Origin of the sequence: Pedobacter nutrimenti (assembly GCF_003208655.1) — a bacterium.
In the GTDB taxonomy this organism is placed as follows: domain Bacteria; phylum Bacteroidota; class Bacteroidia; order Sphingobacteriales; family Sphingobacteriaceae; genus Pedobacter; species Pedobacter nutrimenti.
The window spans coordinates 211,739-237,151 of sequence record NZ_QKLU01000003.1 but is presented as its reverse complement, the minus strand read 5'-3'; the positions used below and the strand labels follow the sequence as shown (position 1 = coordinate 237,151).

17 protein-coding genes are annotated in these 25,413 nt (G+C 43.3%); 7 read left to right on the top strand and 10 right to left on the bottom strand.

Annotated features, from left to right (window positions below):
• The first annotated feature begins 346 nt into the window (after positions 1-346).
• Entirely contained in the window at positions 347-835 is a 489-nt protein-coding gene (locus tag B0O44_RS09210) for a hypothetical protein (protein WP_110829541.1), read from the top strand.
• A gap of 71 nt (positions 836-906) precedes the next feature.
• On the opposite strand, the gene B0O44_RS09205 is transcribed toward B0O44_RS09210, so the two are convergent.
• From B0O44_RS09205 to B0O44_RS09185, 5 genes are read right to left on the bottom strand one after another with little or no spacing between them, the layout of a single operon-like run.
• Positions 907-7,140, bottom strand: a complete 6,234-nt coding sequence (locus tag B0O44_RS09205) for a YDG domain-containing protein (protein WP_110829539.1) — start codon at positions 7,138-7,140, stop codon at positions 907-909.
• Between the two features lie 44 nt (positions 7,141-7,184).
• Positions 7,185-8,330: an ABC transporter substrate-binding protein gene (locus B0O44_RS09200; protein WP_110829538.1), complete on the bottom strand. Its 1,146-nt coding sequence runs from the start codon at positions 8,328-8,330 to the stop codon at positions 7,185-7,187.
• Between the two features lie 6 nt (positions 8,331-8,336).
• Positions 8,337-8,894, bottom strand: coding sequence for a phage tail protein (locus tag B0O44_RS09195; RefSeq protein WP_211321350.1), 558 nt, complete (start codon positions 8,892-8,894; stop codon positions 8,337-8,339).
• 11 nt (positions 8,895-8,905) lie between these two features.
• The gene (locus B0O44_RS09190) at positions 8,906-9,472 is read right to left on the bottom strand and encodes a phage tail protein (RefSeq protein WP_110829536.1); all 567 of its coding nucleotides are present in this window, start codon (positions 9,470-9,472) and stop codon (positions 8,906-8,908) included.
• Positions 9,473-9,482: 10 nt separating this feature from the next.
• Positions 9,483-10,028, bottom strand: a complete 546-nt coding sequence (locus B0O44_RS09185) for a phage tail protein (RefSeq protein ID WP_110829534.1) — start codon at positions 10,026-10,028, stop codon at positions 9,483-9,485.
• Between the two features lie 326 nt (positions 10,029-10,354).
• Between B0O44_RS09185 and B0O44_RS09180 the strand changes: the two genes are divergently transcribed.
• Positions 10,355-11,296: a bifunctional UDP-sugar hydrolase/5'-nucleotidase gene (locus B0O44_RS09180; RefSeq protein WP_110829532.1), complete on the top strand. Its 942-nt coding sequence runs from the start codon at positions 10,355-10,357 to the stop codon at positions 11,294-11,296.
• A 67-nt stretch (positions 11,297-11,363) separates the two neighbouring features.
• Here B0O44_RS09180 and B0O44_RS09175 read toward each other — a convergent pair whose 3' ends face one another.
• From B0O44_RS09175 to B0O44_RS09155, 5 genes are all read right to left on the bottom strand, one after another.
• Positions 11,364-12,446, bottom strand: a complete 1,083-nt coding sequence (locus B0O44_RS09175) for a TlpA disulfide reductase family protein (protein WP_110829531.1) — start codon at positions 12,444-12,446, stop codon at positions 11,364-11,366.
• Between the two features lie 11 nt (positions 12,447-12,457).
• On the bottom strand, positions 12,458-14,029 hold the full coding sequence (locus tag B0O44_RS09170) for a RagB/SusD family nutrient uptake outer membrane protein (RefSeq protein ID WP_211321349.1): 1,572 nt from the start codon (positions 14,027-14,029) through the stop codon (positions 12,458-12,460).
• Between the two features lie 11 nt (positions 14,030-14,040).
• On the bottom strand, positions 14,041-17,319 hold the full coding sequence (locus B0O44_RS09165) for a TonB-dependent receptor (protein ID WP_170123294.1): 3,279 nt from the start codon (positions 17,317-17,319) through the stop codon (positions 14,041-14,043).
• A gap of 351 nt (positions 17,320-17,670) precedes the next feature.
• Complete coding sequence (locus B0O44_RS09160; protein ID WP_110829527.1) at positions 17,671-18,792, bottom strand: FecR family protein; 1,122 nt, start codon at positions 18,790-18,792, stop codon at positions 17,671-17,673.
• Between the two features lie 82 nt (positions 18,793-18,874).
• Positions 18,875-19,450 carry an RNA polymerase sigma-70 factor gene (locus B0O44_RS09155; RefSeq protein WP_110829525.1) on the bottom strand — a complete coding sequence of 192 codons (576 nt, stop codon included), beginning with the start codon at positions 19,448-19,450 and terminating at the stop codon, positions 18,875-18,877.
• A 327-nt stretch (positions 19,451-19,777) separates the two neighbouring features.
• On the opposite strand from B0O44_RS09155, the gene B0O44_RS09150 reads away from it, so the two are divergent.
• The 5 genes from B0O44_RS09150 to B0O44_RS09130 all read left to right on the top strand — a co-directional run bounded on the left by B0O44_RS09150 (position 19,778) and on the right by B0O44_RS09130 (position 25,348).
• Positions 19,778-20,011: a hypothetical protein gene (locus tag B0O44_RS09150; RefSeq protein ID WP_146229794.1), complete on the top strand. Its 234-nt coding sequence runs from the start codon at positions 19,778-19,780 to the stop codon at positions 20,009-20,011.
• A 136-nt stretch (positions 20,012-20,147) separates the two neighbouring features.
• Positions 20,148-21,191: a BF3164 family lipoprotein gene (locus tag B0O44_RS09145; protein ID WP_110829521.1), complete on the top strand. Its 1,044-nt coding sequence runs from the start codon at positions 20,148-20,150 to the stop codon at positions 21,189-21,191.
• A gap of 2 nt (positions 21,192-21,193) precedes the next feature.
• On the top strand, positions 21,194-21,748 hold the full coding sequence (locus B0O44_RS09140; RefSeq protein WP_110829519.1) for a thioredoxin domain-containing protein: 555 nt from the start codon (positions 21,194-21,196) through the stop codon (positions 21,746-21,748).
• A 14-nt stretch (positions 21,749-21,762) separates the two neighbouring features.
• On the top strand, positions 21,763-22,605 hold the full coding sequence (locus B0O44_RS09135) for a GLPGLI family protein (protein WP_110829518.1): 843 nt from the start codon (positions 21,763-21,765) through the stop codon (positions 22,603-22,605).
• Between the two features lie 97 nt (positions 22,606-22,702).
• Positions 22,703-25,348, top strand: a complete 2,646-nt coding sequence (locus tag B0O44_RS09130; protein WP_146229793.1) for a carboxypeptidase-like regulatory domain-containing protein — start codon at positions 22,703-22,705, stop codon at positions 25,346-25,348.
• Positions 25,349-25,413 lie beyond the last annotated feature (65 nt).

The window sequence follows — 25,413 nt, the reverse complement described above, 5'->3', positions numbered from 1 at the left end:
TTAAAATGGATATATCTTTTGAAGATACAATTAATTCAATAAACAACGCAATTTAGAAGATAAGTCAACAGTACAGGCACCCTGATGAGTTGCCGATGCACCTGGGGTGATTGGGGATAAAGCAGGTACTGAAAGGTAGATGAAAAGAAGGCGTATTATAATGCGATCGTCATCTCGACATGAGGAACAATGGAGAGATCTGTAAGCTAATTGCACAGATCTCTCATCGCTGCGCTTCCTTCGAGATGACGGTTGCAATGAATATTTATATAAAAGGAAGTCACCTTACGTTGACACCAATGGTTATTTTTTTTACCTTCGGAATTTAACAGATAATTGATCACCTATGAAAAAACCATTTCTGATCCTTGCCCTGACAACGCTTTCCCTGAGCGCTTTTTCACAATTTCAAGTGGGCAGAAGCAAGGAACAAATTAAAACAGACGAAACCAATGCCAAGCCCAAAAGGATTGGTGCCAAGCTAACCTTATTAACGCCAGATTACGAATTGTATTCCTTAAACGATAAGGAGTACTTAAAGTATGTCACCAAAGGCGGGATGAACACACAGATTTATGAAACCATTAATTTTTCATCTGCAAAAGAAGAAAAAGATTTTTATGAGTATGTATTGGGTTTGTTTGATGAGTTTAAAGACAATGAGGTTACCCTTAGCGGGGTCCGGATTGTCCCACATCCGATGAAGTTACTGGGCATCAACAACATCATGTTTGATGTTTACAAAAAAGGTTCCACTTATAAAAATGAAACCGTTATGATCTCAAAGAAAGCCTGGATCAGGCTGTTTGAAAAATCAAGGATCCATAGCTTGTAAAAGCGGGTCTTAACAAAATAAAAAACCTCCTGTTTATGCACCGGCAAAAAACAGGAGGTTTTTTCATTGCTTTACTGATTGCGGACCAGTGTAATAAAGCCTTTGAATTTGCCTTTATTGTCCCCAAAGTCTACAATATAGTAATAGGTCCCTTCACCCAGCGCCGCACCGTTTGCGGTTCCATCCCAGCTGTTGTCATAGCCTTTTTTACTATACAGCGTTCTTCCCGCACGGTCAAATATTTTGACTTCATTGTTCGGGTACATGTCAATGTTTTTGATTTCCCAGCGGTCATTTATGCCATCACCATTTGGCGTTAAAATATTTGTCGCCTGCAGGCTGCGGTAATCTTCCAGTACATTTAGGGTAATGGTCTGAATACTGCTGCAACCCGAAGCGTTGGTTGCCGTTACCGTATAGGTCGTTGTCGATGCCGGTCTTACGGTCAGCACTGCGGTATTCTTTGCTCCAATAATGCCTGAAGCATCAGCCCATACATAACTAATGCCTCCGGTCGCGGTCAGTTTGGCCGTAATGCCTTTTGACAAGTCAGTACCCTGATCCGAGGTAATGGCAATTACAGGAAGCGGGTTAACGGTCAGTACAAATGTTCTGGTAAAAGTATCCACCCCACCATTAGCTGTACCACCATTATCTTTTACCGTAACGGTAATACTCGCTGTTCCTGCTATTCCGTTTCCGTTTAAACGGTAAGTCAGCGTACCATTTCCACCCGAGCCCTGTGTAACCCTCAAATCACTGAACAGCGAAGGGTTATTGGAGTTTACGCTCAGCGTAGTCGTTTGCGCAGTTTCCGGTCCAGGGCTTATGCCACTTAATGCAATGCTTTGTTGTCCGGATGTATAACAAATGGTACTGTTTGCAATGGCATTTAAAGTTGGTGCTTCGTTGACATCATTGAGCAGAATGGTAAATTGCTGATCCAGCGTTAACCCGTACTGGGTGGTGCTTCTGACCAAAATGCTATAACTTGACTTTTGTTCATAATCCAGGCTTGCCGCGGTCAGCACCTGATTGCCCGAAATGCTAAACAAGGCATTATCTGCACTACCCGTACCGCTAACCAAGGTATAGCTAAAGGTTGCCCCGGGATCCTGTGAGGTACTGCTCAACGTTCCGGCAAGTGTTCCCGCCGGTCTGTTTTCAAATAAAGTGACCGCTGCCAGATTGATGCTGGTTGGCGCACCCGGCTTCACCGTCATGATTCCATTGGCAAAGGTAATGGCATAATTGCCTGAAGTGGCACCGCTTACCGTTATCGGATAATCACCGGCCAGAGAAGTGCTCGTTGCGGTAGTATTGACCACCACCGGACCTCCAAGAACACTTTGGTCTTCCCCGTTTACAAAACCGTTATAAGTTAATGTTAAAGCAGGTACAGCATTCCCTTGTATCATGGTTTTATTGTCGGCTGTTATGGTTAACCCTTGCGGGCTGATCACTGCTGTGCTGATGCTCAACGCGGTACTGCCCAGCGTATAGTTACCTGCATCTGTACCGGTTAAGTTCAGGCCGCTGACCACAACTGTTTTTGCGGTACCGGCATTTTTATTATTGTAAGTTCCTGTAAGGGGATTGTTTAGGGCCACATTGTCTGTCCCTACCTTACCGGTAAAGCTATAATTGGCCCCCGTTAAGTTTGCGACAGGTGTTCCATCATAGATTTTAGTGACCGGCCCAACTAAGGCTGGTACAATGCTGGCGGTGGTAATGCTGCCCTGAGCAGTTAAACTTGTGGTCGAAAGGCTATAATTGGCTGCATCAGCTCCTGTAAGTGCAAGACCGGTTACATTCACACTACGGTTACCTGCATTTTTACTGTCATAGGCACCTGCTACCGGATTGTTGAGGGCCACGTCGTCCAATGCTGCCTTACCGGTAAAGCTATAGTTTGCTGCCGTTAAAGCCGCGCTCACATTGCCATCGTACACCTTGGTGATTGTACCCACTAAGCTCGGTACAATACTGGCCCCGGTAATGGTCCCTGCTGTACTTAAATTGGTAGCCGAAAGTGTATAATTGGCTGCATCGGCCCCTGTTAAGGCCAGGCCACTTACACTGACTGTCCGGTTACCCACATTTTTACTGCTGTACGTTCCTGCCACCGGATTGTTTAAGGCCACATCATCCGTACCTACCTTACCGGTAAAGCTGTAATTTGTAGCGCTTAAAGTTGCATTTACGTTCCCGTCATATACTTTGGTCACGGGCCCTGCCAGTGCCGGTACAATGCTGGCACCGGTAATGGTTCCACTGGTACTTAAACTTGTCGCAGACAAGGTATAATTGGCCGCATCAGCGCCCGTTAAGGCCAGCCCGCTTACACTCACGGTTCTGTTGCCCACATTTTTAGCATCATAAGCCCCCGCAACAGGATTATTAAGGCTTACATTTTCTGTACCTATTTTACCGGTAAAGCTATAATTGCCCCCTGTTAAGCTTGCCGTGGTATTGCCATCGTAAACTTTAGTCACCGGCCCAACCAGGGTTGGTACAATACTGGCTGCGCTAATGCTGCCTGGAGCGGCTAAGCTTGAAACCGAAAGGCTATAATTGGCTGCATCGGTTCCTGTCAGGGCAAGGCCGTTTACCGTAACGGTGCGACTACCTATATTTTTACTGTCGTAAGTACCCGATACCGGATTGTTCAGCGCTACATTTTCGGTAGCAACCTGACCGGTAAAACTGTAGTTTGCTGCGGATAAAGTGGCGTTCGCATTGCCATCATATACCTTGGCAATGGTGCCGGTTAAGCTCGGTACAATGCTGGCCGGGCTTATGGTTCCGCTGGTACTGACCGTTGTAGCTGCTAAAGTATAATTTGCAGCATCGGTTCCTGTCAAAGCAAGCCCGCTTACTGTAACGGTACGGTTTCCAATGTTTTTACTGCTATAGCTACCTGCCACCGGGTTGTTAAGCGCTACATTTTCAGTACCTATTTTACCGGTAAAACTATAATTGGTTCCGCTTAAAACCGCGGCTGTATTTCCATCATAAACTTTGTTCAGCGGTCCGGACAATATAGGCACAATACTGGCCCCGGTAATCGTTCCACCCTTACTGATTGTGGTGGCCGACAGCGTATAATTGCCCGCATCAGTTCCTGTTAAACTCAGTCCGGTTACCGTAACGGTCCGGCTCCCTGCATCTTTTAAATCGTAGGCACCCGTCGAAGGATTATTCAGTGCCACATTTTCAGTACCTATTTTACCGATAAAGCTATAATTGACCCCTGTTAAAGCCGCGTTGGTATTGCCATCATATACTTTGGTTAGGGTACCGGTCAATGCCGGTACAATAGAGGCCGCAGAAATTATTCCACCTGTACTTGCAGTGGTCCTGATCAAGTCATAATTGCCTGCATCTGCTCCAACCAATACCAATCCCGAAACGTTCACAGTACGGCTGCCTGTATTTTTACTGCTGTAGGTGCCCGTAAGGGGATTGTTAAGCGCCACATCATCGGCCCCAATTTTTCCAGCAACAAAATAATTCGATGCGCTCAGACTGGCGGTGGTATTTCCATCGTATACCTTGTCCACCGATCCCGAAAGTATAGGGATAACGCCGGCGGGGTTAATCAATCCATTTACAGTTGCAGAGCCCGATGCTAAGCTGTAATTTCCGGCGCTGGTACCTGTTAAGGCCAAATTGTTCACCGTAACCACACTTGAACCAGCATTTCTGCTCGCATAGGTTCCTGAGGTTGGGTTATTCAGCGCAGCGTCGTCGCCTGGTATCACCCCGCTCAGGCTATAATTGCTTCCGGTCAGTGAGGCCAGCGTAGTTCCATCATAAATTTTTGTAATGAAGCCGATCAAACTGACTGTAACCGGTACAGCGGTAATGCTGCCTTTTATGCCGCTGGCATCCAGGGTATAATTACCACTTGCAGGGCCGGTTAAAGCCAGGCCGGTAAACACCATCGTTTTGCCTGTCCCTGCATTGGCGTCCGGATAAGCCACAGTGGTATACGTTACAGTCACTGCATCAGCCCCTACCAGTCCGTCCCCTGCATTAAAAGGAATAAAGTTAACGGTGGCGGCCGCATTGCGGTTGTAGACTTTAGTAATGGTATTGGTCCTTGGCGTTAGTGTTTTGGGGATGATGTCTCCCACCACAGCAATACCATTGAGGCTGTAATTGGCGCTTGCTGCACCTGAAAGACCCAATCCAACAAAAGAAATGGGTTTAGAGGTACCTACACCCGAATTGTTATAACTGGCAGATGTATAAGAAACGTTCACCACATCGGTCCCGATCACACCACTTGATGCAATCAATGGATTAAAAGTTACGGTAGCGGCCGGATTGCCATCGTAAGTTTTCGTTGCCGAGGCATAGCTTGCTGTCAGCGGTTTTTGACTGATGGTCCCTGTTAAACCAGGTGCATTCAGGCTATAGTTTGCGCTGGCGGCCCCACTAAGGCCCAAGCCAACAAATGAAATCGGTTTTAAAGTCCCGGCACTGGCATTGTCATAACTGGCCGAAGTATAGCTTACACTGACCACATCGCTGCCTACCACCCCACTGGCTGCATTTAAGGCATTAAAGCTTACCGATGCTACGGCATCACCATTGTACACCTTGCTGATCAAAGCCGCTGTTGCGGTCAATGCTTTTTGCGTCACTGTAAAAGTTTGCGATACATCAGGAGCTGCATTGTTATTGCCATCACCTGCCTGATGGGCGGTAATGGTGGTTGTACCTACTCCAGCAATATGAATTTTCTGTCCGGCGGTAATGGTAGCCACTGTTGGATCAGCGCTTGTATAAGTGATCCCCAGTCCGGAGTTTGCTGTCGCTGCCGGATCCAGATCTGCTGCACCATAAACCTGGCTGGCCGGTGCGGCAAATGCAATGGTTTGGTTTTTCTTGGCGATGGTGATCGAAGTACTCAGACTTCCCGAGCTCACACAAGCACCGGTTACCGAAACCGTAAAATTAAAGGTCCCTGCAGCTGTAGGAGTACCCGATATCACCCCTGCTGTGGATAAGCTTAAACCTGTCGGTAAAGTTCCTGATGTTACGCTGTAGGTATAAGGCGCCTGCCCACCCGAGGCAACCGTTAAAGTCTGGCTATAGGCCGTATTATAAGTGCCGTCAGGCAAAGTCGTTTGATTTAGGGTAATGACCTGGGAAGCCAGTGTTAAAGATGCTGCCGATGAAGCCGTTACGCCTGCGACATCTGTATAGTTTACCCGGTATTTATAGTTATTCAATCCCGTAACACTCGATATGCTGAGCGTAGCGGTCGCCGATCCGGTATAGACCCCGGCATCGGTTACATTGCTAAATGACGCGCCATTATCGGTACTGACCTGCCATTGATAGGCACAAATGCCAGTCCCTGTAATGCTAAAACTGGTACCTGTTCCCGCGCAGACCAAAAGTTTATCCTGTGGCTGGCTGCTGATCATGGCCCCGGTTACAACAAAAAATTGTCCTGCCAGAAAATTAGGGGTAAAAGTTAATCCGTCATTTCGTATTTCCCAGTTGGAAGTCGTATTCAGGTTGCCCACAATTGCAGCAGCTGTCCCCACTGTTGGCAGCCCTGTATATTTAAACCTCGCCGTGTAGGCAATCAGGGAGGCGGGGTCTGCCGGATCAAACTGAATAATGGATAAATTCTGAGCTCCGCTATTCAGGGCAGCCGGCAACATAGAACGGTCGGCAGCAAAGGTTGCTGCGGACAAACTACTGTCCCAGCCGCTGCCATTGTTTAAACCATTGTCATGATTGATGCTGATTCCTGCTAAAAGCAAGGGTGCTGCCGGGCTGCCCGTAAAGGCAAAGATCTGGTCCCCGCTAAACTCTCCCAAGCTCATCCATTCTTTGGTCGAAGCCGGAAAATTGACCCTGGTATCGTAGGTTTGAAGTACTCCGGTCACCGTGCCCGCGGGAAAATTATTCTTGTCATAAGCCTTTAACTGAAACTTACAATTGATGTAAATTTCCGTCCCTGCGGGATAATCCTTGTCCGCTGTCCATTTAATAATCCCGTCACTAATGGCCTTCGAGTCTGTTTGAAAAGCATTGGCCGAAGTCCAGCCCAAATCGGTAAAGTAAATATCCGTGCCTGCCATTACTTTACGTAAAAAGACAAATGAAAACTGGTCATCCTGCGTGGCCCCGTTGACCCCATCGTCAAGAACGTTGTAACCCGAAAAGACCAGATCGCCCTTTCCAAGGGCGCATTGTGCCGTTGCATTAAAGCTAATGCAGGTCAGCATCATCAGGGACAGCAAAATGCCTTTAAGCATTCTTTTGCTAAAGATTTCCATAGAGCAATGGATTAATAAGCGGTTAATTTAAATAACAATAGCGTTTAAGAGCACATATAGGTGTTGATCCATTCGGACACATGTCCTTTGGGCAGATCCTCACATATTGCAGTCCATTCTTGTACAACCTCATTTAAAGGCAGTGTATCTTTAATCATCAAAGTGTTGCCTGCTTCCAGTTTTACCCTGTAAGCCGGCGAGAGCACCAGATGTGTGTTTTTATCAAAAATCAAAACCCCTTTTGCACCTTCTGCATGCAGTTGCAGCAAATGCTCCATCAGCCGTGGCATGCGGAACAAAGGGTTTTCAGTATCGGAAATGATATAGTGCAGCAAAATACCCGTATCCCAGCCCAATGCACCAAAAGCATCAGGTTCCCGGCCGGTCTCTTTTTCAAAAGTGGCAACATAGGTCAGGTGCTGTTCATTACCCAGGGAAATCGTCCAGGGCACATAAGCATTTACAGAAATGGACTTGTCCAAAACGTTCTGGGGTAAATGCAACTCATCAAGCATGGCGGGATTGGAAAATACGTTCAACTTCTGCTGGGGGAATCCATTCATCAGCTGCTGATAAAAAACAGGGCTCAAATCACTATATATCCCCAAAATGCTCCTTGTACCATCATTTTGATCTAAAAATCCGGTAAGCGGGTTGATATCAAATTCCTGTGCTTTGAATTTACTGACAAAGTTAAATTCAATAGCCCCTCCTTTATCGGTATAGGCTTTACTTATGGCATGGCATAAACTGTAGCCCCCATCGTAAAAAGAAGTGGCCATAGCTGCACTATTCCCCAGGCCAGCCGCAAAGCTGCCCGTTAAACGGCAATGCAAAGCATGAGCCAGGGTATGGTAAACGACATAAGGCTGCGCTTGTACAGGCAGATATTTTGCCCCGCTATTGACCACAATTAGTAATTTTTTAACCGAGGCCATTAGCGGAAAAAGGCATTCTACAGCCGGATGGTCTGCAAATGCGATCAATATATCGGTGTTTTTTTCCAGTAAAAGCACCTGGGCTTCTTGTAACATCAGTGCTTTATCGGTCCCAAAACCAATCACCGCGGTATGCAATTGGGGCACCATATCGGGGGCAAGCTGTGTCAGACAACCTGTTAACCCTGCCATGAAGTTATAGGAAATTAAAGGATAAGTGGTAGAACCGGGGAGCAATATACCTATTTTCATATCTCTTTAACCTGTCGTTGGGAATACCCCAAACAATGAAATGATGAAATTGACACAAACATAAGGTTGCATGTTGTTATGGGGTATGTTTGCGCCGCTGGAATTTAGGGTAATGTTTGTAGACAAAGGTCCCATAAACCCATTTGCAGAAGGGTTCCTGGAAAAATATTTTTTCCCCGGGGCAATCGCGATGGCGTTTCCAATAGGCGAGAGCTGATTATCCGGATTGGACGCCCTGGTTTTCATATTCAGCTCTCCGGTAACTGCATGGGCATGTGACGGGATCTGATTGCCGGTCAGTGTGACGGATTCAGTCCCCGCAAAACTTCCAAGAGAATAGGTTGAGCCTGCTTGAGTGGTACTCATATGTACCGGGATGCGACCCCTTAAATCAGGTACGCCAAAGGTTGATTGCCCATCGCCCCCAAAGGTTGTCCCGATCAAATTAAATAAAGTCTCGTTTTCAGAAATGGAAAGTAGCGCCCCATCACAGAATGCCCATCCTTGCGGGGCAAAATTGCCACCAAACATCCTGATTTCTCCTACGTAAGGTTGTGATGCCATAATCTTATAATTTATTGACGTGGTGGAAAAATGCCCTGAAGGGCAATGAGAAAATACACACAGAGGTAGGGCTGCATATTGTTGTGCGCTGCAGATCCTCCGGCCAATGAAGTTTGGGGGTCCAGGTTCACATTCATTGGGGCCATAAAATCGGTCCCGTTTGTGGTTGCCGAGTATAAATTCGGTGGGCTTGCTCCATCCGGTACAGCCGGCAGGCTGTTTACTGCATTGATCGTATTGGGTGCAATCCCCGTTTTAATTTTTGGCGTAAAACCATGTGTATGCACAGGCATCTCGTTGGAGAGGAGCGTTACAGTTTGCGTTCCCCCAACTTCTCCCAAGTCATGCAATGAAAGCCCGGGGCCCTGTCCTGGTGCCATGGGGGCACTGCCCTGGAAATTAGGCAGTCCAAAAGTAACCTTCCCATCTCCCCCATAATTTGTTCCCAAAAGGGAAAACAGGGCAGTATTTAGCGAAAGTGGCATCAATTGCCCGTCACAAGTGGCATAACCCTGCGGCGCAAAATTAAACGCCACCATACAAACTTCAGCAACAAAAGGATTCGCTCCAGCAGCCATAATGATAATTTTAGTTTCTAGATGGAAAAATGCCAGTGATGGCAATACAAAAGTTCAGCACCAGGTAAGGCATCATATTGTTGTGGGGCTGCCCGCTGCCAGTATTCCCTGTATTAAAGGGTGTATTCTGGTACATCCCGGTGTCCTGGTGATTGGTAAAACGGCCTGTTACGGCCGGGTTGGCTGCATAATAGGCCCCGTTAGGATCGGCAGTATCAGCGAGGGCACCTGCCGGGGCCTTTACATAAGAGTTCTGGTCCACATTCAGGGTATGTACATGTTGCGGCATTTCCGGAACCGTAAGGGTATGGTTTTCTTCTCCGGCACTTTGCCCGTAAACAATGCCCTGTCCGGGATGTAAGGCTGTTCTCCCTCTGAAATCGGGCAGCGCAAAGTTCGTCTGTCCATTACCACCATAGGTTGTCCCCAATAAGGAAAACAAAGCCTGATTTTGGTTGATCGGCAAGAGCTGACCATTACACATGGCATAACCCTTTGGTGCAAAATTGAACGAAAACAAGATGATTGAGGCCATAAAATCTTCACCTGACGCCATATATAATCTACAATTAATGTTATCCTTATACTATTATGCAACTCATTCAAGCCAGCCTCACCTGCTCTCTCCGGAAAAACAGAGCACTTCAATAAAGATGTAAAAGCGTACATCCGTCAATATGTTGCCTTATTTTAACCCGTCCAATAAAAAATCATATATTGAGAGCCGTCCTTATCTGCGGTGACAGAACTGGAATGCCATAAACTGCAGTATAAAAGTAATATTTTTTTCCATTTCAAACAATAAATTTTATTTTCCTTCGTTAACTTTTGCTTAGCTGTTTAATTTTGCATAAGTTTATGTTCAATAAAAACGCTATACTCATGTCAAATAACCGCAGGTCTTTTTTAAAAAACACCACCCTTGTCACCGCAGCAAGCCTGCTGAGTAAACCCATCAATTCTTTGGCGCAAATCAGTAAAAGCGCAATGACCCTGGAGGCCTCGGGCAGCAGCGTCATCATTTACCACAGCAACAACCTGAACGGCAAAATAAATCCTTTAAAACAGGATATAGGGGGAATTTCCCGGCTTGGCGGTTTATTGGATAAACAGGAAATGGGTGGTCTGATCCTGGATGCCGGTGGTTTTTTAAGCGAAACCGCTGACAAAGACCATCATTACGATGTGGTTACCGCCATGAACAACACAGGTTATCATGCCAGCACCCTGAGCCCAAAAGAACTGATTCACGGACAGGCGCATTTGGCCCGATTGGCAAAGGCAATGAACTTCAGTTTATTGAACTGTAACTATACATTCCGCAATACCGAGCTGGCTGCTGCTGTAAAACCTTATCAGGTCATTTCTTTTGGCAAATTCAAAATAGGTGTAACTGGCGTAGGCCCACAAATACCCGGCATTGACTTCCAGGATCCCATCCAAAGACTCAATAAAATGGCAGACTACCTTAAAAATACCTTGAACTGTCATTTGGTGATTTGTCTTTCGGCTTTAGGCTACCAGCAAAAAGAAGGAACAACCGACGACAGGGACCTTTCGGCTGCATCTGCCCATGTCGATATGATCATTGGCAGCAACGAAAAACACCCTATGGGCAGCACCATGGTGCTGAAAAATGCAACTGGCCATGATGTTTTTATTGGCCAGGCCAGCCCAAGTGGCTTAGCGATGGGCAGAATGACCTTTGAGCTCAAAGCTCAGCAGAAACATACTGCCCACACACAAAACCTGATCAACAGCAGAGCGCAATCTTATGCACAGCTACACGGGACCGTAACCGGCGGGATTGAAAATCTTGTATAATTTAACTTTCCAGAAATACAATGCATAAAAAAAAGGAAGCAGGAAATGCTGCTTCCTTTTTTTGGGTTTACTTCAGCAATTCTCCCAGCTTTTTCGACAGGTCCTCCCCTCTAAGGTTCGAAGCCACAATTTTGCCCGTAGGATCAATCAAAAAATTAGAAGGGATGGCTTCTATTCCGAACTGATCTGCCGCTGCGTTTCTTTGTTTCAAGTCTGAAACCTGGGTCCAGGGAAGCTGATCTTCTTTAATGGCCTTCAGCCAGTTTTCTCTTTTGCTGTCAATGGAAACCGCAAAAACAGTAAAACCTTTGTCTTTAAACTGGTTGTACGCTTTTAAGACATTCGGATTTTCTGCCCGACAGGGCCCGCACCAGCTTGCCCAAAAATCAAGCAGTACAAATTTTCCTTTAAAGGAAGAGATACTCACCAGGTTTCCCGAGCTATCAGGTTGTGTAAACTCCATGACCTGTTTACCCAGCTCACTCTTTTTCTTAACCGTAATCATTTTCTGCAATTTCAAACCCAGAACAGATTGCTTTATAGTAGGGTCCAGTTCTTTAAACAACAGGTCCAGCTGCGCTGCGCTATTGCTGTAACTCATCTCCCTGATCTGATCAGCACTTACAAAACTTTTTGGGTTTTGCTTTATAAAAGCCCTGGTTTTACTTTCGGACTGATGGCTTAAAGCTTGAAATTCTTTTTCAATTGCAGCCAATTTAACCTTGTCTTTAGCCTTTTCAGCAGCGTCATATCCAGCAGATAATTTCTCTTCCTGTATATGAACAGACTTTAACATGGCATTCAGCCGGTTGTAGTCTGTTTGTGCCACAGGCCCTTTAATTACAGCCTGTTTAAAAGCCGAAGCTTTTCCCTCAATTGTGGTGGTTTCATTTTTAGCCACATAAAACACAAAGTAAATTTGTGGTTCCGATTTGGTATACACCTGGGCCATTTTAGGTTCAAGGGTATGGCCAGTAAATTTAAAACGGCCAGCGCTGATCTGCACAGAGTCTTCTCCTGAATAAATCCAGCTGCCTTCCTTCAATCCCGAAAGATGTCCTGATATATGGTATGGACCTTTTGGGGGCTGCCCGAATGCCTGGACCGATAAAGCCAGAACAGCGACAACAATTATATTTTTTAAGTTCATGATGCTTTATTTTAATATCCCGGATTTTGTTCTTGGGCCAGCAATGGATTAGAGGTCACCTCGGCTTGCGGAAAAGGCCAGATAAAACGGTGGTCGCTGTAAGCTACCGCAGGAATTTTAGAAACGGTAACCGGGCGGTTTACAATGTCATAGTTCGAACCATCGTCTTTTACATTGGTAAAAGATACTTTCGCAGGAATGCCCCCTGTCGAAAAGTTTGGATCTTTAGACAAGCGCTGTATATCTCCCCAGCGGAACCCCTCACCTGCAAGTTCAATCCGTCTTTCGTTCAGCACAGCCTGCGTTAAAGCATTCGCGTTTGGAAAAGAGGCGCTGGTGTACTGGTCCTGCGCAGCAACGGCACGGTTACGGACGGCATTCAGCAAGCTGAGCGCGTCCGCAGAACCACTTCGAGAAGCGGCTTCTGCTGCATTTAACAAAACTTCTGCATACCTGATAATGGGTGTCCAGTCGGTTAAATTTGTCTGGTCCCGGTATTTATTGTTAAACACAAACTGTGAGGAGCCCGAACTTGTATTTTGAATTTGCAACAAGGTCCTTCTGGTGTCGCTGGAAACCCAGAAAGCGGCATTGTATAAATTAGGACTGGTGATGTAAAATCCCCTTCCGTTTCCGTCAGTATAACCAAAAAGGGCCGCCAGGGCATTATTGACCTGTGCATTGGAGCTCGATGAATTTTCAATAGAAAACATCGACTCTGAGTTGCCACTGTTGTTTACAAACGGACCATCAGGGCTTGGGGTTAAACGGTATCCGCCAATCGGGCTGCTATAGCTGGTGCTACTTCCGGTTGCCCCCAGTTTGGCCGCTTCGGTGAGCACACCAGCCCAATCGCCCATATGCAATTTAACCCGAGTTTTAAGGGCAATAGCTGCCCCTTTACTGGCCCGTGATATTGGATGTGCTTTGTTGTCGATCAGATTTGCCTCTGCGTAGTCCAGGTCGGCCAGAATTTTGACATAATCGTCTTTAACTGTTCCCCTGTCGACCTGCAGCGCAGCACTTAATCCATCGGCCGTATTCACCGAAATGGTCCGGTAAGGGACTCCAGGATTAGCCCCGGCATTGTCCAAAAAGGGCCTGGAAAAATTAATCACCAGTTCATGATGCGACAATGCCCTCAGAAAACGGGCTTCAGCTTCATAAGAAGCTGCAACGGCCGGCGTAAGCACCCCTTTGGCCAGTGCAGCATGCACACCATCAATAAAAGTATTGGTCTGGTTAACCACCGAGTACAACTGACTCCAGGTACTGCTTATGTTCCCATCTGTGGTAATGATGTTGTTCTGGTATATATTCGGATTAAAACCGTTGGACACCATGTCCTCTCCACGCATTTCATTGCGGATAATTTCATCTCCATTAAAAATAGTGCCCTGGGCAGTTCCATAGATACCTATAACCGCAAGCTCGACGTTTGCAGCTGTATTAAAAGCAATGGAAGATGGGAGTGCATTCTTGGGCTGTAAATCGGTAGATTTTTTGCAAGAACTTATTGACAACGCACAGGCAAATGCCATAGCAAGACCTGTGGTTTTTATGATTGATTGAAAATATTTCATTTGATCAGTAATTAAAATCCAACATTTAAACCTAAAGTCATTGTCCTTGGCCTTGGATTGCCACCAGAGTTCAATTCGGGGTCAAGTCCTTTATATTTGGTAATCAGAAAGGCATTATCCGCCGCCGCATAAATATGTACCTTATTGAGTTTAATGCGGTTGACTAAACGGGCAGGCAAAGAATAACCCAGCTTAAATTGTTGCGCGCGGATAAAACTGCCACTTTCTAAATAAGCTGTGGATGCGGTATGAAAAGAGGTTCCTCCCGAATACAACCTTGGAACATCCGTGACTTGTCCGGGCGTGGTCCAGCGGTTTAAGATATCGATACTGGTATTTTCAAAACTATTGTCTGTGACAAATCCGGCACGGTCACTGTTGAGGATCTTATTTCCACCTGAAAACACAAAATACAAAGTCAGATCAAAGTTTTTATAGGTAAACACATTGTTTAAACTTCCAAAATAGGTTGGCGTAAAGGTTCCCGATGGCAAGCGGTCTGTAGCCGACAGCGTATTCCGGGTAGAAAGATCGGATGGGTTTTTCGGATCGTAATTGTAATAGGTTGCATCCGGAAGATTTCCTTGCACGACCTGACCATTGGCTTTTATAAACAGCGGATTCCCATTAGCTGGGTTTACCCCAGCTGACTGGTACAAATAGTTTTCATTTCGGGGCAGACCTACACGGTAAATGGATGCAGAATAGATGATGTCCTGTCCGCTGTAAAGCGCTGTAATTTTGCTTTTATTAAAAGAAAGGTTAAAATCCGTGCTCCAGGAAAAAGAACTGTTTTGTATATTTTTTGAACTGATGCCAAATTCATATCCATGATTATACAAAGAACCTATATTTTCGGCAATTTTATTGGAAGGCACCCCTACCGAAGGCGGCGTAGGTACACTTAAAATCAGGTTGTTGTTGTTGTTTTGATAATAATCGGCAGTAAAGGTAATGCGGTTCTTTAAAAAGGAAGCATCCAGACCTACATCGTATTTATTTGCGGTCTCGTATTTTAAACTGTTGTTTCCAAAGGTAGAATAAGACACTCCATTTTGTGAACCATACGTATTTGGTGCATACAGGTTGGCAAAAGGATAATTTCCAATACTTGCATTACCGGTTTTAGCATAACTGGCACGTATTTTAAGATCATCGATGAACTTAAGGGCATTTGAGTTTTTAAAGAAATCTTCCTCCGATAACCTCCAGCCTAAAGAGACGCCAGGTAAACTGGCCGCTTTACTGTCAGGGCCTAAGCTCGACAAGCGGTCCGATCTGTAAGTCAGCGTCAGTAAATAGCGATCGGCATAACTGTAATTTACCCTTCCAAAATAAGAGTTGATGGCATTTTCTGTAAAATCTCCACCAACAAACTGATTGGCCACCGTGCCAGATATTAAGTTATTTGGTCCGAAATAAACATTGGACAGACCTGTTCCTGAAGCATTAAAATTTCTTGTCCTGGTTTTTTGAAATTCCGTACCGGCAACAACAGACAAGGTATGGCGGTTAAAGGTCTTGTTGTAACTCAGGTTGTTTGTCCACACATAATTAAAAGCCGGGTTGTACTGCTGATAAACATAACCGTTTAAACTCTTGCCATCACCGGTAAGCGGGCTCCAGTAATTGTAATCTTCACCAAACAAGGCGTTTACACCCAATTGTGTTTTTACAGTCAGGCCATCGATAATTTTTGCGCTGACAAATGCATTTCCATTAATGGTGGTACTTTGGTTACGGAACACATTATTATCCAGTACGGCTTTGATGTTGGGCAGGTCATTGGCAATGCCAATTTTGTTTGCCCCCCGGCCTATCGCCGAGCCAACAATATTATAGGAACCATCCGGATTATACACCGGAACATTCGGGAACAGGGCCCAGGCCTCAACGGTATTGCCACTAACCGCACCAGGGTCTGTGTTTAAACCATTGTTCTGCACATAACTGATGGCCGTATTAAAACCAAAAGTAAAAATATCCAGTGCTTTCTGCTCTACTTTGGCCCTTAGTGAATATTTTCTTTGTGTATTGTTTACCGTTATTCCATGCAAGTCGGTAAATCCGCCAGAAAAGTAATAGTTGGACTTGTCTGTAGCCCCGCTGACCGTTAAATTATGGTATTGTGAAAAACCGGTTTTAAAAATGACTTTTTGCCAGTCGGTATCGTAAGGTTTTCCATCAGGCCCTATAGTCGGAAAGGCCTGCGGATCTAAACCCGCATTGGTAAACTTTTCATTGTTGATGTCTATAAATTGCTGTGCATTGAGCAGTTTATACCTTTTAGCGGTTTGGGAAAGCCCAAACCAGGAGTCATAATGTACTGCCGGTTTTCCTTTTTCTCCTTTTTTGGTGGTGATCAAAATCACACCCGATGAGGCCCGGGACCCATAAATTGCAGAAGCAGAACCGTCTTTCAAAACCTCCACACTGGCAATATCGGCCGGGTTAATGTCACCCAGCGGATTGGTGGGAACAATGGCACTATTGTCTGCGGTAATGATCGGCACCCCGTCTAAGACATACAAAGGATCGTTTCCTGAGGTTAAGGAATTGGTGCCCCGGATGCGAATGGTTGGCCGGTCTCCCAGCAGGCCGCTCCCCTGGCTAACCAAAACCCCGGTCACCCGGCCTGCCAGTGCTTTATCAAAACTTTCTACCGGCGCCGTTTCAATGGCCGATCCAAGTACCTTGCTTACAGAACCGGTCAGGTCCCGCCTTTCCTGGGTACCATAACCCACCACCACCAGCTCTTCCAGTTTTGCAGGCAGCACTGTCAGTTGCAAACTTCCAATATCCTTCTGGGCCTTAACTTCCCGGCTCTGGTAACCCACAAAAGAAATCACCAGCGTGGAATTCTCCCGCACATCTTCCAGGTTAAATACCCCGGCGGCATTGGTAACGGTTTCCTGTTTAGTTCCTTTAACCTGTACGGATGCACCTGGTAAAGGGAGGTTGTTTTCATCTACCACCTTACCCGTTACGTGTATCGAACTAAAATACCTCCTGAGCCTGCTGATCAGGTTGTCTTCCTGGGAACTGATCAGTATTGTTTTTTCTTGAATATTGTAGGTCAGGGGCTGTCCCTTAAAAATCTGGTCAAGTGCTTCTTTCAGGGGAAGGCGATTCAGGTTTACGGAAACCGGAACGGATAAATTCAGCACCTCATCGCTGTACAGTAGAGTGTAATCGGTTTGTACAAGGACCTCTTTAAGCACGCTTTTCAAAGAAGCCCGGTTTGATTTCAGGCTGACCTGCTGAGAGTAAACCCCGGCGTGCACCTGCATGATACATGCAAAAATTAAAAACCCTATTATCTTCATTGTTTGTAATACTTTTTCCCAATATCTTTTTTTATAGGGCAATATTGGCTGCTCAGCTGAACTGTGACTGAGGTGATGGCATAGCCCGCCCCCTACAATTCTTTGAGATTGTACAAATAGTTTCATACCTTTAGTTTAGGTTAATGTTTAGTTGATTCTCTAGATTTAATTAACTGTTTTCCTGCATTCCATTTTATGGAATTCAAGCCGTAGAATGTTAGCGCATTCTGCGGCTGCTTTATGCCGGAATTTGGTTCTGGTTCTGGTTTAAATTTTCTTTATGGTCCTCCTTTCTTGCTTAGCTTAAAAAATTAATTATTTAGATACGGTAATGGTCTTTTTATCCAGTTTAAAGTTAATTTTCCCTGTTTCTTTAAGCATGTTTAACACCACAGAGATGTTGCTGTTTCTGGGCAGGCAGCCCGAATAATGAAGTTTTGGTATTTCACCAATGTAAATCACCTGGATGTCGTACCACCGGGATAACTGTCGCATCACGGCCTGGATATCGGCATTATCAAATTCAAAATTTCCTTTTTTCCAGGCGGTTGCTTCCTGTCCGTCTACGGAAATAATGTTGAAATGCTGATTGGTCAGAATGGCCTGCTGACCAGGTCTGATTTGCTGGGTCACCAGGCCCGAGGAAACCTGGATACTGCCTTCCAATAATGTTGTTTTTACTGAAGCTTCATCCGTATAGGCGTTGATGTTAAAATGCGTTCCCAGTACTTTTACCGATTGACTTTGGGACTCCACGATAAAAGGCTTTGTTTTATCCTTTGCAATTTCAAAATACGCTTCCCCTTTAAGCTCCACTTTTCTTTCTTTTGCGCCTTCAAAGCATACCGGGTATTTTAAGGAAGAAGCGGCATTCAGCCAGATTTTGGACCCGTCGGGCAAATGGATCTGAAATTGTCCGCCCCTGGGGGTTTCAATGGTATTGAATTCTATAGACTTTAAGGTCTTTTCATGGGCAGGCACAGCATAAACAATCTGACCTTCCTCTCCTTTTTCCAGTACAACGCCGGCCTGATCTGCAATTTCACCTTTTTTGGCATCCGTTAAAGAAACTTTAGTTCCGTCGGCCAGGGTAAGTATCGCTTTATTTCCACCCGGCGCGACATCCTGCGCTGCGATCTGCTTAAATGGATTCAGGCCCTCACGCTGCTGCACAAACAGATAAGCTGCACCGAAGACCACCACAAATACCGCTGCTGCAACTGCCGGCCAGGCTGCAAACCTTTTTGTTTTCCTGCTTTGTTTTTGCAAGTTGCCCCATATTTCTTCTGCATCCTCCAAACGGCTGTCCAGCTCATAGCGGAATTCTTCCTGATCCTGATGTTGTAAATACCAGGACTCCAGAAAAGCCTTGTCTTGTTCTGAAGCTGTTCCGGTTTTGTACCTGTAAATGATGTCGGTGATGTCCTTTTCCTGCATACTTTTAAGGATTTTACCTCCTCAATTAACAGTAAGACAATCTGGAGAAGCACAACAGGTAAAAGAAAATGAAAATATTTTTTTAGCGGTGGAAAAACCACAATAAAAAGAAATACACACCCAATTTTGTCCTCAATATTTTAAGGGCGTTGGTAATGTGTTTGCTTACGGTTTGCTCGGAAATATCCAGCTTTAAGGAAATTTCTTTATGGCTCAGGTGTTCTTTACGGTTCAGTTCAAAAACATGTCTCATTTTAGGGGGAAGCGCGGCAATTTCCTTTTCGATCAGCTCGGCCAATTGATGTTCCCTCACCAGATGATCTGTGACAACACTTCCCTGCTGCGCAAAATGCAGCATACTGAGCATATATTTATCCTGAACACCTTTATGGACAATTTGGTTGAGAACCATATTGCGGACAGCCGTATAAAGATAAGCCGAAAGGTTGCTGATCTGTAAATTTCCCCGTTTGGACCAAAGTTGCGTAAAAACTTCCTGGACAACATCTTTGGCCTCTTCCCTATTCCTCAACTTGTTGTTGGCATGGTTCAACAAGGCAAAAACATAGCGGTTATATATTTCGGCATAGGCATTCTGTTTTCCAAGTTTGAGTAAAACTGTTAATTCAGCATCCGAATATGCAGTATAGTCGTCCATGTTGGAAAAGGTAAATAATAGTACTTAATCAAACTTAAAAATTAACTTCAAGTCAATTAAATTAGATTTCAAAAGGGAGTTACACAAAATCGCTTATTTGTACCAAAGCTGGCAACTAATTTACAATAAAACAAGAAGTCTCCAAATGGAAAGCAAAAATTTTCGGGCAGGCTCCGCAGTAAGAACATCAAACTATTATTATGGAATTAAACAACACATATACAACAAGATAGTTCATAAAAAATTTGCATATGTCACTTTTTTTTGTCAAATTCCAGTTCACTAAATCCCTAAATCATGAAAAAACCTACAAACATCAAGAGATTTATGTTGATAACTGCATTCGCAGTTGCAACAACAACCGCTGCAATTTCATTCAATGCTACCGCCAAAGAGCAGACAGTCCCTGTTTCAGGATGCCGCTATACCGGAGTGGAAAGCGATCGGTGTCTGGCAACAGATGGCACAAACAATTATGAGATAACGAATTGTGCCAATAATACCACTGCTGCTTCATGCGGTATCAGTGTACCTACACCTAGTGATGAACCACAATCTTAAACTCCACCACTGGTAACCAGAACTTTTTAACTTCATAAAGTTGTTTTCCGGCAACTTTAAAGGCTGTTTTCAATCCATCGAAACAGCCTTTTTAGTTTAACCTTATTCGTTGATCTAATTTAACCTACACTCATTTATGAACAAATACTATCTGTTTATGTTAAGCTCTCTACTATTTTGGAGCTGTAGCAATAACCATATATCCGCTCAGAACAGCACTTCATTTACTTCCTTTGCTAAAGAAGAAAAACCAACTCCTCAAAAATTCATTGATTTTCCAAGCGGGAAAGTCAATAAAATATTCCTTAAAGATTCCCTTTTGATTGTTAGAAATACTAAACTGACCGTAAGAGATTATTTTTTTTTCATATACAACTTGCGGACTAAAAAACTCCTTGACAGCCAGTTTAAGGTGGGCAGTAACGCAAATGAAATTCTTAGTCCCATGTCAACAGGTATTTATAAAAATTTATTGTGGGCCCATGACATTACCACCAAAAAAATAGTAACACAGCCAGTTCTTAAAAGACCAGATGATCGTTCCGGAAGTAAAGAATTCGGTCTTAAAAGCCTGCTTTATTCTGTACAGCTTACAGACAGTTCCAGGATATTTGCAAATGGTGATTATAAAAAAACATCAAAAATTCAGTTGATTGATCTACCTTCTGATCAGGTGATCAAAGCTTTTGGACAATATGACACCGCCCCTAAGGGGATTGACCCGGCGGCCTGGCGAAATGCAAACGAAAGCTTTTTGTTCCTGCAGCCAAAAGGTGAAAAGCTGGTGTCTGCCTGCAGGTTCACGGATAAAATTGAGATATTTAATTTATCGACATTTAAAAGCAAAATCATTTCAGGTCCAGAAAATTATGAACCCGAATTTAATCCCATTAAGTTTAACGGCTCTTATATCATAGAAAGAAACGAAAAAACACGCTTTGCATTTGTCAATGGTTATGTAACTGACAAGTATATCTATCTTTTATATTCAGGAAACAATCATATGAGTGAGCACCTGGATTATGGGAAAACCATTTTTGTGTATGACTGGGAGGGCAATGCGATCAAAAAACTTAATTTACCAGCATATATTTCTTGTTTTGCTATAAGTAATGATAAGACGGCATATATTTTTGACATTAAAGACAAAGCAATCAAAACGATCATCCTCAACCTCTAGACATGAAAAATTATTCGATATTTATCATTTTGTTTGCATTTCTCTCTATCGTAATGTTTGGCTGCAACAACAACAGACAACAAGCAACAGTAACAAATACAGATCAAAAAAAACTAATCGTTCCGGCAAATCTGAAGGTTTATGCTCCATTTGACAATTATGTACTTGACAGTACTCAAATCGCAAATTCTGCACTAAAGCTGTATGTTTCCATAAATTTTTCTTGTCCTACCTGTATAGATAAGATCAGTAAATGGGCGCAGTTAATACCACAATCCTCCGCTAAAAACAATGTTCCTGTGATCATTATCGCAAACGCAGATGACCGCTTTGAGCTGATCAAGTATTTGATCAAAAAAAACTCCATAAAGAAATTTCCCTATCCATTTTTTCTTGATCAAAAAGGAGAATTTATTGCCCTCAATAAGGTAATCAAAGAAAGTGCGGAGCTTAATGCGGTGCTTACGGATAAAGACAACAATATTCTGTTACAAGGAAACCCTCTCCATTTCCCGGAGGTTAAAACTCTTTTTCTTAAAAAAATCAACGCCCTATAAAAAGAAATACGACTATGAAAAAGACACTTCTTTCCCAGTTATTGATTATTCATTTAACATCTTTTGTAATTGCTCAAACCAAAAAGGCGGACCCGGTTTTACTAAATGTAACTTACCAGTTTATACATATAAACAATTTAAACGATAAAGAACACCCTGTAAAAAAAGACATGGTTTTGTCCGTTGGTAAAACGACCAGCAGATATATAGCCGCCGATGTTTACAACAGGTCCCTTGCACCAGTCCCCAAGCTTCTTCCCAGCGCAAGAGTGGTTTCCGGTCAGCCGGTCGTTGCCGTGAACTCTGGGGGTGGCATTGTGAGCGAATCCTATTATCAATGGCCCCTGTTGAACCAGCTGAATATTGTAGCGATACTGGGTAATAAAGATTATTTAGTGGAAACAAAACCCGAAAAAATCAACTGGGAAATGGGCAATGAAACCAGAAAAATAGGTGGGATTAGCTGCCAGAAAGCGGTTGGAAAGTATGGTGGACGAACTTATATTGCCTGGTTTGCACCCGATTTGCCTTTTCAAAACGGCCCATTTAAACTTTGGGGTTTACCGGGTTTAATTTTAGAAGCAGAAGACAGCAAAAAGGAAGTCCGGTTTTTGTTTAAAGACATCAACAAGGAAACAGATGCCACCAGAAAAGTTGAACCTATAGGTTCCGCTCCGATTAAAATAACAATTACGGATTACAACAAAGCAAAAAAGGCTTACATGCTCCATCCGGATACATTTATGCAGTCCCAATTATCTGTTGGGGCGCCAAAGGTCTCTAAGGTATATGAAACAGAAAGCAATGACAAGAATGCCAAATCTAAAAAAGTGATATACAACCCAATTGAATTATAAGCCTTTATTACATCAGCAAATTCATTTTTTTTATCAAATAATTTCAATTTTGAGCATCAAGGTAAAGCTAAAATACTGGATATTACTTTTGTTTTTCATGGGTAAAAGCATTTCGGTTTCCGCCCAAAACCGCATGCTCTCTGGTAAAGTTACAGACCTAAACAGCACTTTACTTTCCAATGTAAATATCTCTTTAAGAAACGGAAAAAATTTAATCCTCCGTTCCCTTTACACGAACGAAAATGGAGCATATGCGCTGTTGATAACCGATAGCTTAAGCAAAGACCCCACTTTATTTTTGCAGGCAACCTATTTAGGTTTCAAGAAGAAGCAAATCCAATTGAAGACAAATAAATCTATTTATGATTTTTTACTGGAGATAGATCCTGTTGAATTAAGTGAGGTCAACATAAAAAATAAACCAACCATTACCAAACGGGGAGATACCTTAAGCTATAGCGTGAACAGCTTTGCACGGAATGAGGATCGCAGTATTGGTGATGTGCTAAAACACCTTCCTGGAGTGATAGTTGGTGATGACGGAAAAATTTCCTTTAATGGTCAGCCGATTAGCAATTTATTCATTGGCGGTGATGATCTGATGGGGGGAAGATATGGGCTGGCAACCAGATCCATTTCAAAAGACCTCATCAAAAACATTGAGGTACTTAAAAATCACCAGCCAATTAAGGTTCTGGAAGATAAAATACTGACCAATAATATAGCCATGAATTTGGTGCTAAAAGATGAAAATAGCCTGAAACTTTCCGGGGAAGGGATGCTTGGTGCCGGTGTTCCTTCGCAATTTGACGCGGCATTAAACCTTATTGCATTAAATAAGCGCCTTAAAATGTTAAACAGTGCTAAAACCAATAACAGTGGCATAGACTACAGGAGCGACTTTAAAGATTTAAGTTCTGACAATTCCCTGATCAGCAATCACTTTTCGAAGCCCGAGTTTTTAACGTCTAATGGAACAACAGGTGCTCCCGACTTGCCTAGAAAAAACTATTATGACAATAAATCAGCTGTCATAAACCTCAATAACCTGGTCAACACCAAAAAAGGTTTACAAATGAGGTTTAATGTCCAGGGGTTTACCGATCAAAACAGCCTTGCCCACACCAGTAAAGTAGCCAATTATTTACCAGGGGATACCATTATTTTTAATGAACGGCAGACACTTACCCAAAAGACAAATTTAATAAATACAGGTTTTTCGGTCAGTAAAAATGATTACCGGGTCTTTTTCAATAATACCTTAAATTTTAATGTTAAACATGACCAGTACCTCAGTCCCCTAAATTTTAATGGGCTTGGTTTTAATCAAAGGTTAACAAATCAAGCTTATGATTTTTCAAATAATTTTAGTTACATCCCGAAATTAAAAAACAGCGACATCATCATCCTTAAATGGAATGTCAATTACTTCTCCAATCCGCAAAGATTATTTATTGATGAGGGCATCAATCCAGAGGTGATGAACAACAACACGAAGTATAACGGTTTAACCCAGAATGTGAAGATCCCGGTTTTCTTTTCAGATGTTTCGTCAAATTTTATTATCCCTGATGCTTTGGTCAAACAAAATTATCAGATAGGAATATCAAATGAATTTAAACAGTTAAACAGCAACATCAGAATATTTGATACCGACCCAGCAGGACATAATTATCCAAATGATGCAGGAAACGCCCTAAACTGGCAAAGTCATAAGTTTTATATCAATGCCAGTTACAGTTTAAAAACAGATATCTGGCAACTATCACTGAGTTCCCCCCTACAGCTGCAATTGGTCAGATACAATCAACCTGAATACCAGATTGATAAAAAAACAAACCAACTTTCTGTAGGGCCGTATGTGAATGTAAATCTAAAAACCGGAGATGAAAATTATATCAATGCCGACCTTTCTTACGTAAATAATATGGGGGATGTGAATAGTGTTTACCGGGGGAGCATACTGACAAATTACCGGACCCTGCAAAATAACGATGCAGATTTACAAGTAAAGAAAAATCTCCGTTTCGGGTTAAAATATCATCTGGAAAAGTCAATAGATTTAGCTTTTAGTAATATTGGAATCAATTTTAGTCAAATAATGGCAAGTTCAATTGCTTTTACTTTGCTATCAGACAATATACAACAAACGGTTCTTGTTCCTGTAAAAAACAATTCCAGCAGGTTATCTGTACATACTGATTTCAGTAAATACTTCTTTTTACTAAAGGGTAAAATAGAATTGTCTGCCAATTACAGTAAGTTAAAGACAAACCTGTATTTAAACAATCAGTTACTCCCCTACTTTAATAATAACCTGATCCTGAATTTTGGCTACGATACAAAACTGGCAAATGTCATATCACTAAATTACAACCTCGCCTACGGATATACTGAAGGGGGCCAAAAAAACGAGGAGTTTAAGAAATTTAACTTTACCACTACCCGTTTTGATCAGTATCTGACTTTAACCTATAGTCCAACTGATCAACTGTCCATAGAAGCAAATGCCCAGCAGATCATAAACAGACAGCAGGAAAATCTAACTTCCCGGTTTTTTCTGATGAACAGTAATTTAAGGTATAAACTTTTTAACAACAGGATTGATCTGGGTTTGGAAGCTACAAACCTTTTCAACACAAAAAACTATACGACTTCGTCAATAAGTTCCAGTCAATTACAAGAGCGTATTTATAACATTAGGGGTACAATGGTTATTTTAAGAGTAATTTATATATTGTAACCCTGTTTATCACATCAGATCCCAAACCTATAGGAACTCCCTAAGACTATCCTTTACCGTTAAGT

Bases quoted from the DNA above. Each gene is read 5' to 3' on its own strand.
- B0O44_RS09145 (WP_110829521.1), top strand. From the start codon at position 20,148: ATGAACAAATACTATCTGTTTATGTTAAGCTCTCTACTATTTTGGAGC.
- B0O44_RS09205 (WP_110829539.1), bottom strand. From the start codon at position 7,140: ATGGAAATCTTTAGCAAAAGAATGCTTAAAGGCATTTTGCTGTCCCTG.
- B0O44_RS09140 (WP_110829519.1), top strand. From the start codon at position 21,194: ATGAAAAATTATTCGATATTTATCATTTTGTTTGCATTTCTCTCTATC.
- B0O44_RS09165 (WP_170123294.1), bottom strand. From the start codon at position 17,319: ATGCAGGTGCACGCCGGGGTTTACTCTCAGCAGGTCAGCCTGAAATCA.
- B0O44_RS09175 (WP_110829531.1), bottom strand. From the start codon at position 12,446: ATGAACTTAAAAAATATAATTGTTGTCGCTGTTCTGGCTTTATCGGTC.
- B0O44_RS09210 (WP_110829541.1), top strand. From the start codon at position 347: ATGAAAAAACCATTTCTGATCCTTGCCCTGACAACGCTTTCCCTGAGC.
- B0O44_RS09170 (WP_211321349.1), bottom strand. From the start codon at position 14,029: ATGAAATATTTTCAATCAATCATAAAAACCACAGGTCTTGCTATGGCA.
- B0O44_RS09160 (WP_110829527.1), bottom strand. From the start codon at position 18,792: ATGCAGGAAAAGGACATCACCGACATCATTTACAGGTACAAAACCGGA.
- B0O44_RS09185 (WP_110829534.1), bottom strand. From the start codon at position 10,028: ATGGCGTCAGGTGAAGATTTTATGGCCTCAATCATCTTGTTTTCGTTC.
- B0O44_RS09150 (WP_146229794.1), top strand. From the start codon at position 19,778: ATGTTGATAACTGCATTCGCAGTTGCAACAACAACCGCTGCAATTTCA.
- B0O44_RS09135 (WP_110829518.1), top strand. From the start codon at position 21,763: ATGAAAAAGACACTTCTTTCCCAGTTATTGATTATTCATTTAACATCT.
- B0O44_RS09200 (WP_110829538.1), bottom strand. From the start codon at position 8,330: ATGAAAATAGGTATATTGCTCCCCGGTTCTACCACTTATCCTTTAATT.
- B0O44_RS09190 (WP_110829536.1), bottom strand. From the start codon at position 9,472: ATGGCTGCTGGAGCGAATCCTTTTGTTGCTGAAGTTTGTATGGTGGCG.
- B0O44_RS09195 (WP_211321350.1), bottom strand. From the start codon at position 8,894: ATGGCATCACAACCTTACGTAGGAGAAATCAGGATGTTTGGTGGCAAT.
- B0O44_RS09130 (WP_146229793.1), top strand. From the start codon at position 22,703: ATGGGTAAAAGCATTTCGGTTTCCGCCCAAAACCGCATGCTCTCTGGT.
- B0O44_RS09155 (WP_110829525.1), bottom strand. From the start codon at position 19,450: ATGGACGACTATACTGCATATTCGGATGCTGAATTAACAGTTTTACTC.
- B0O44_RS09180 (WP_110829532.1), top strand. From the start codon at position 10,355: ATGTCAAATAACCGCAGGTCTTTTTTAAAAAACACCACCCTTGTCACC.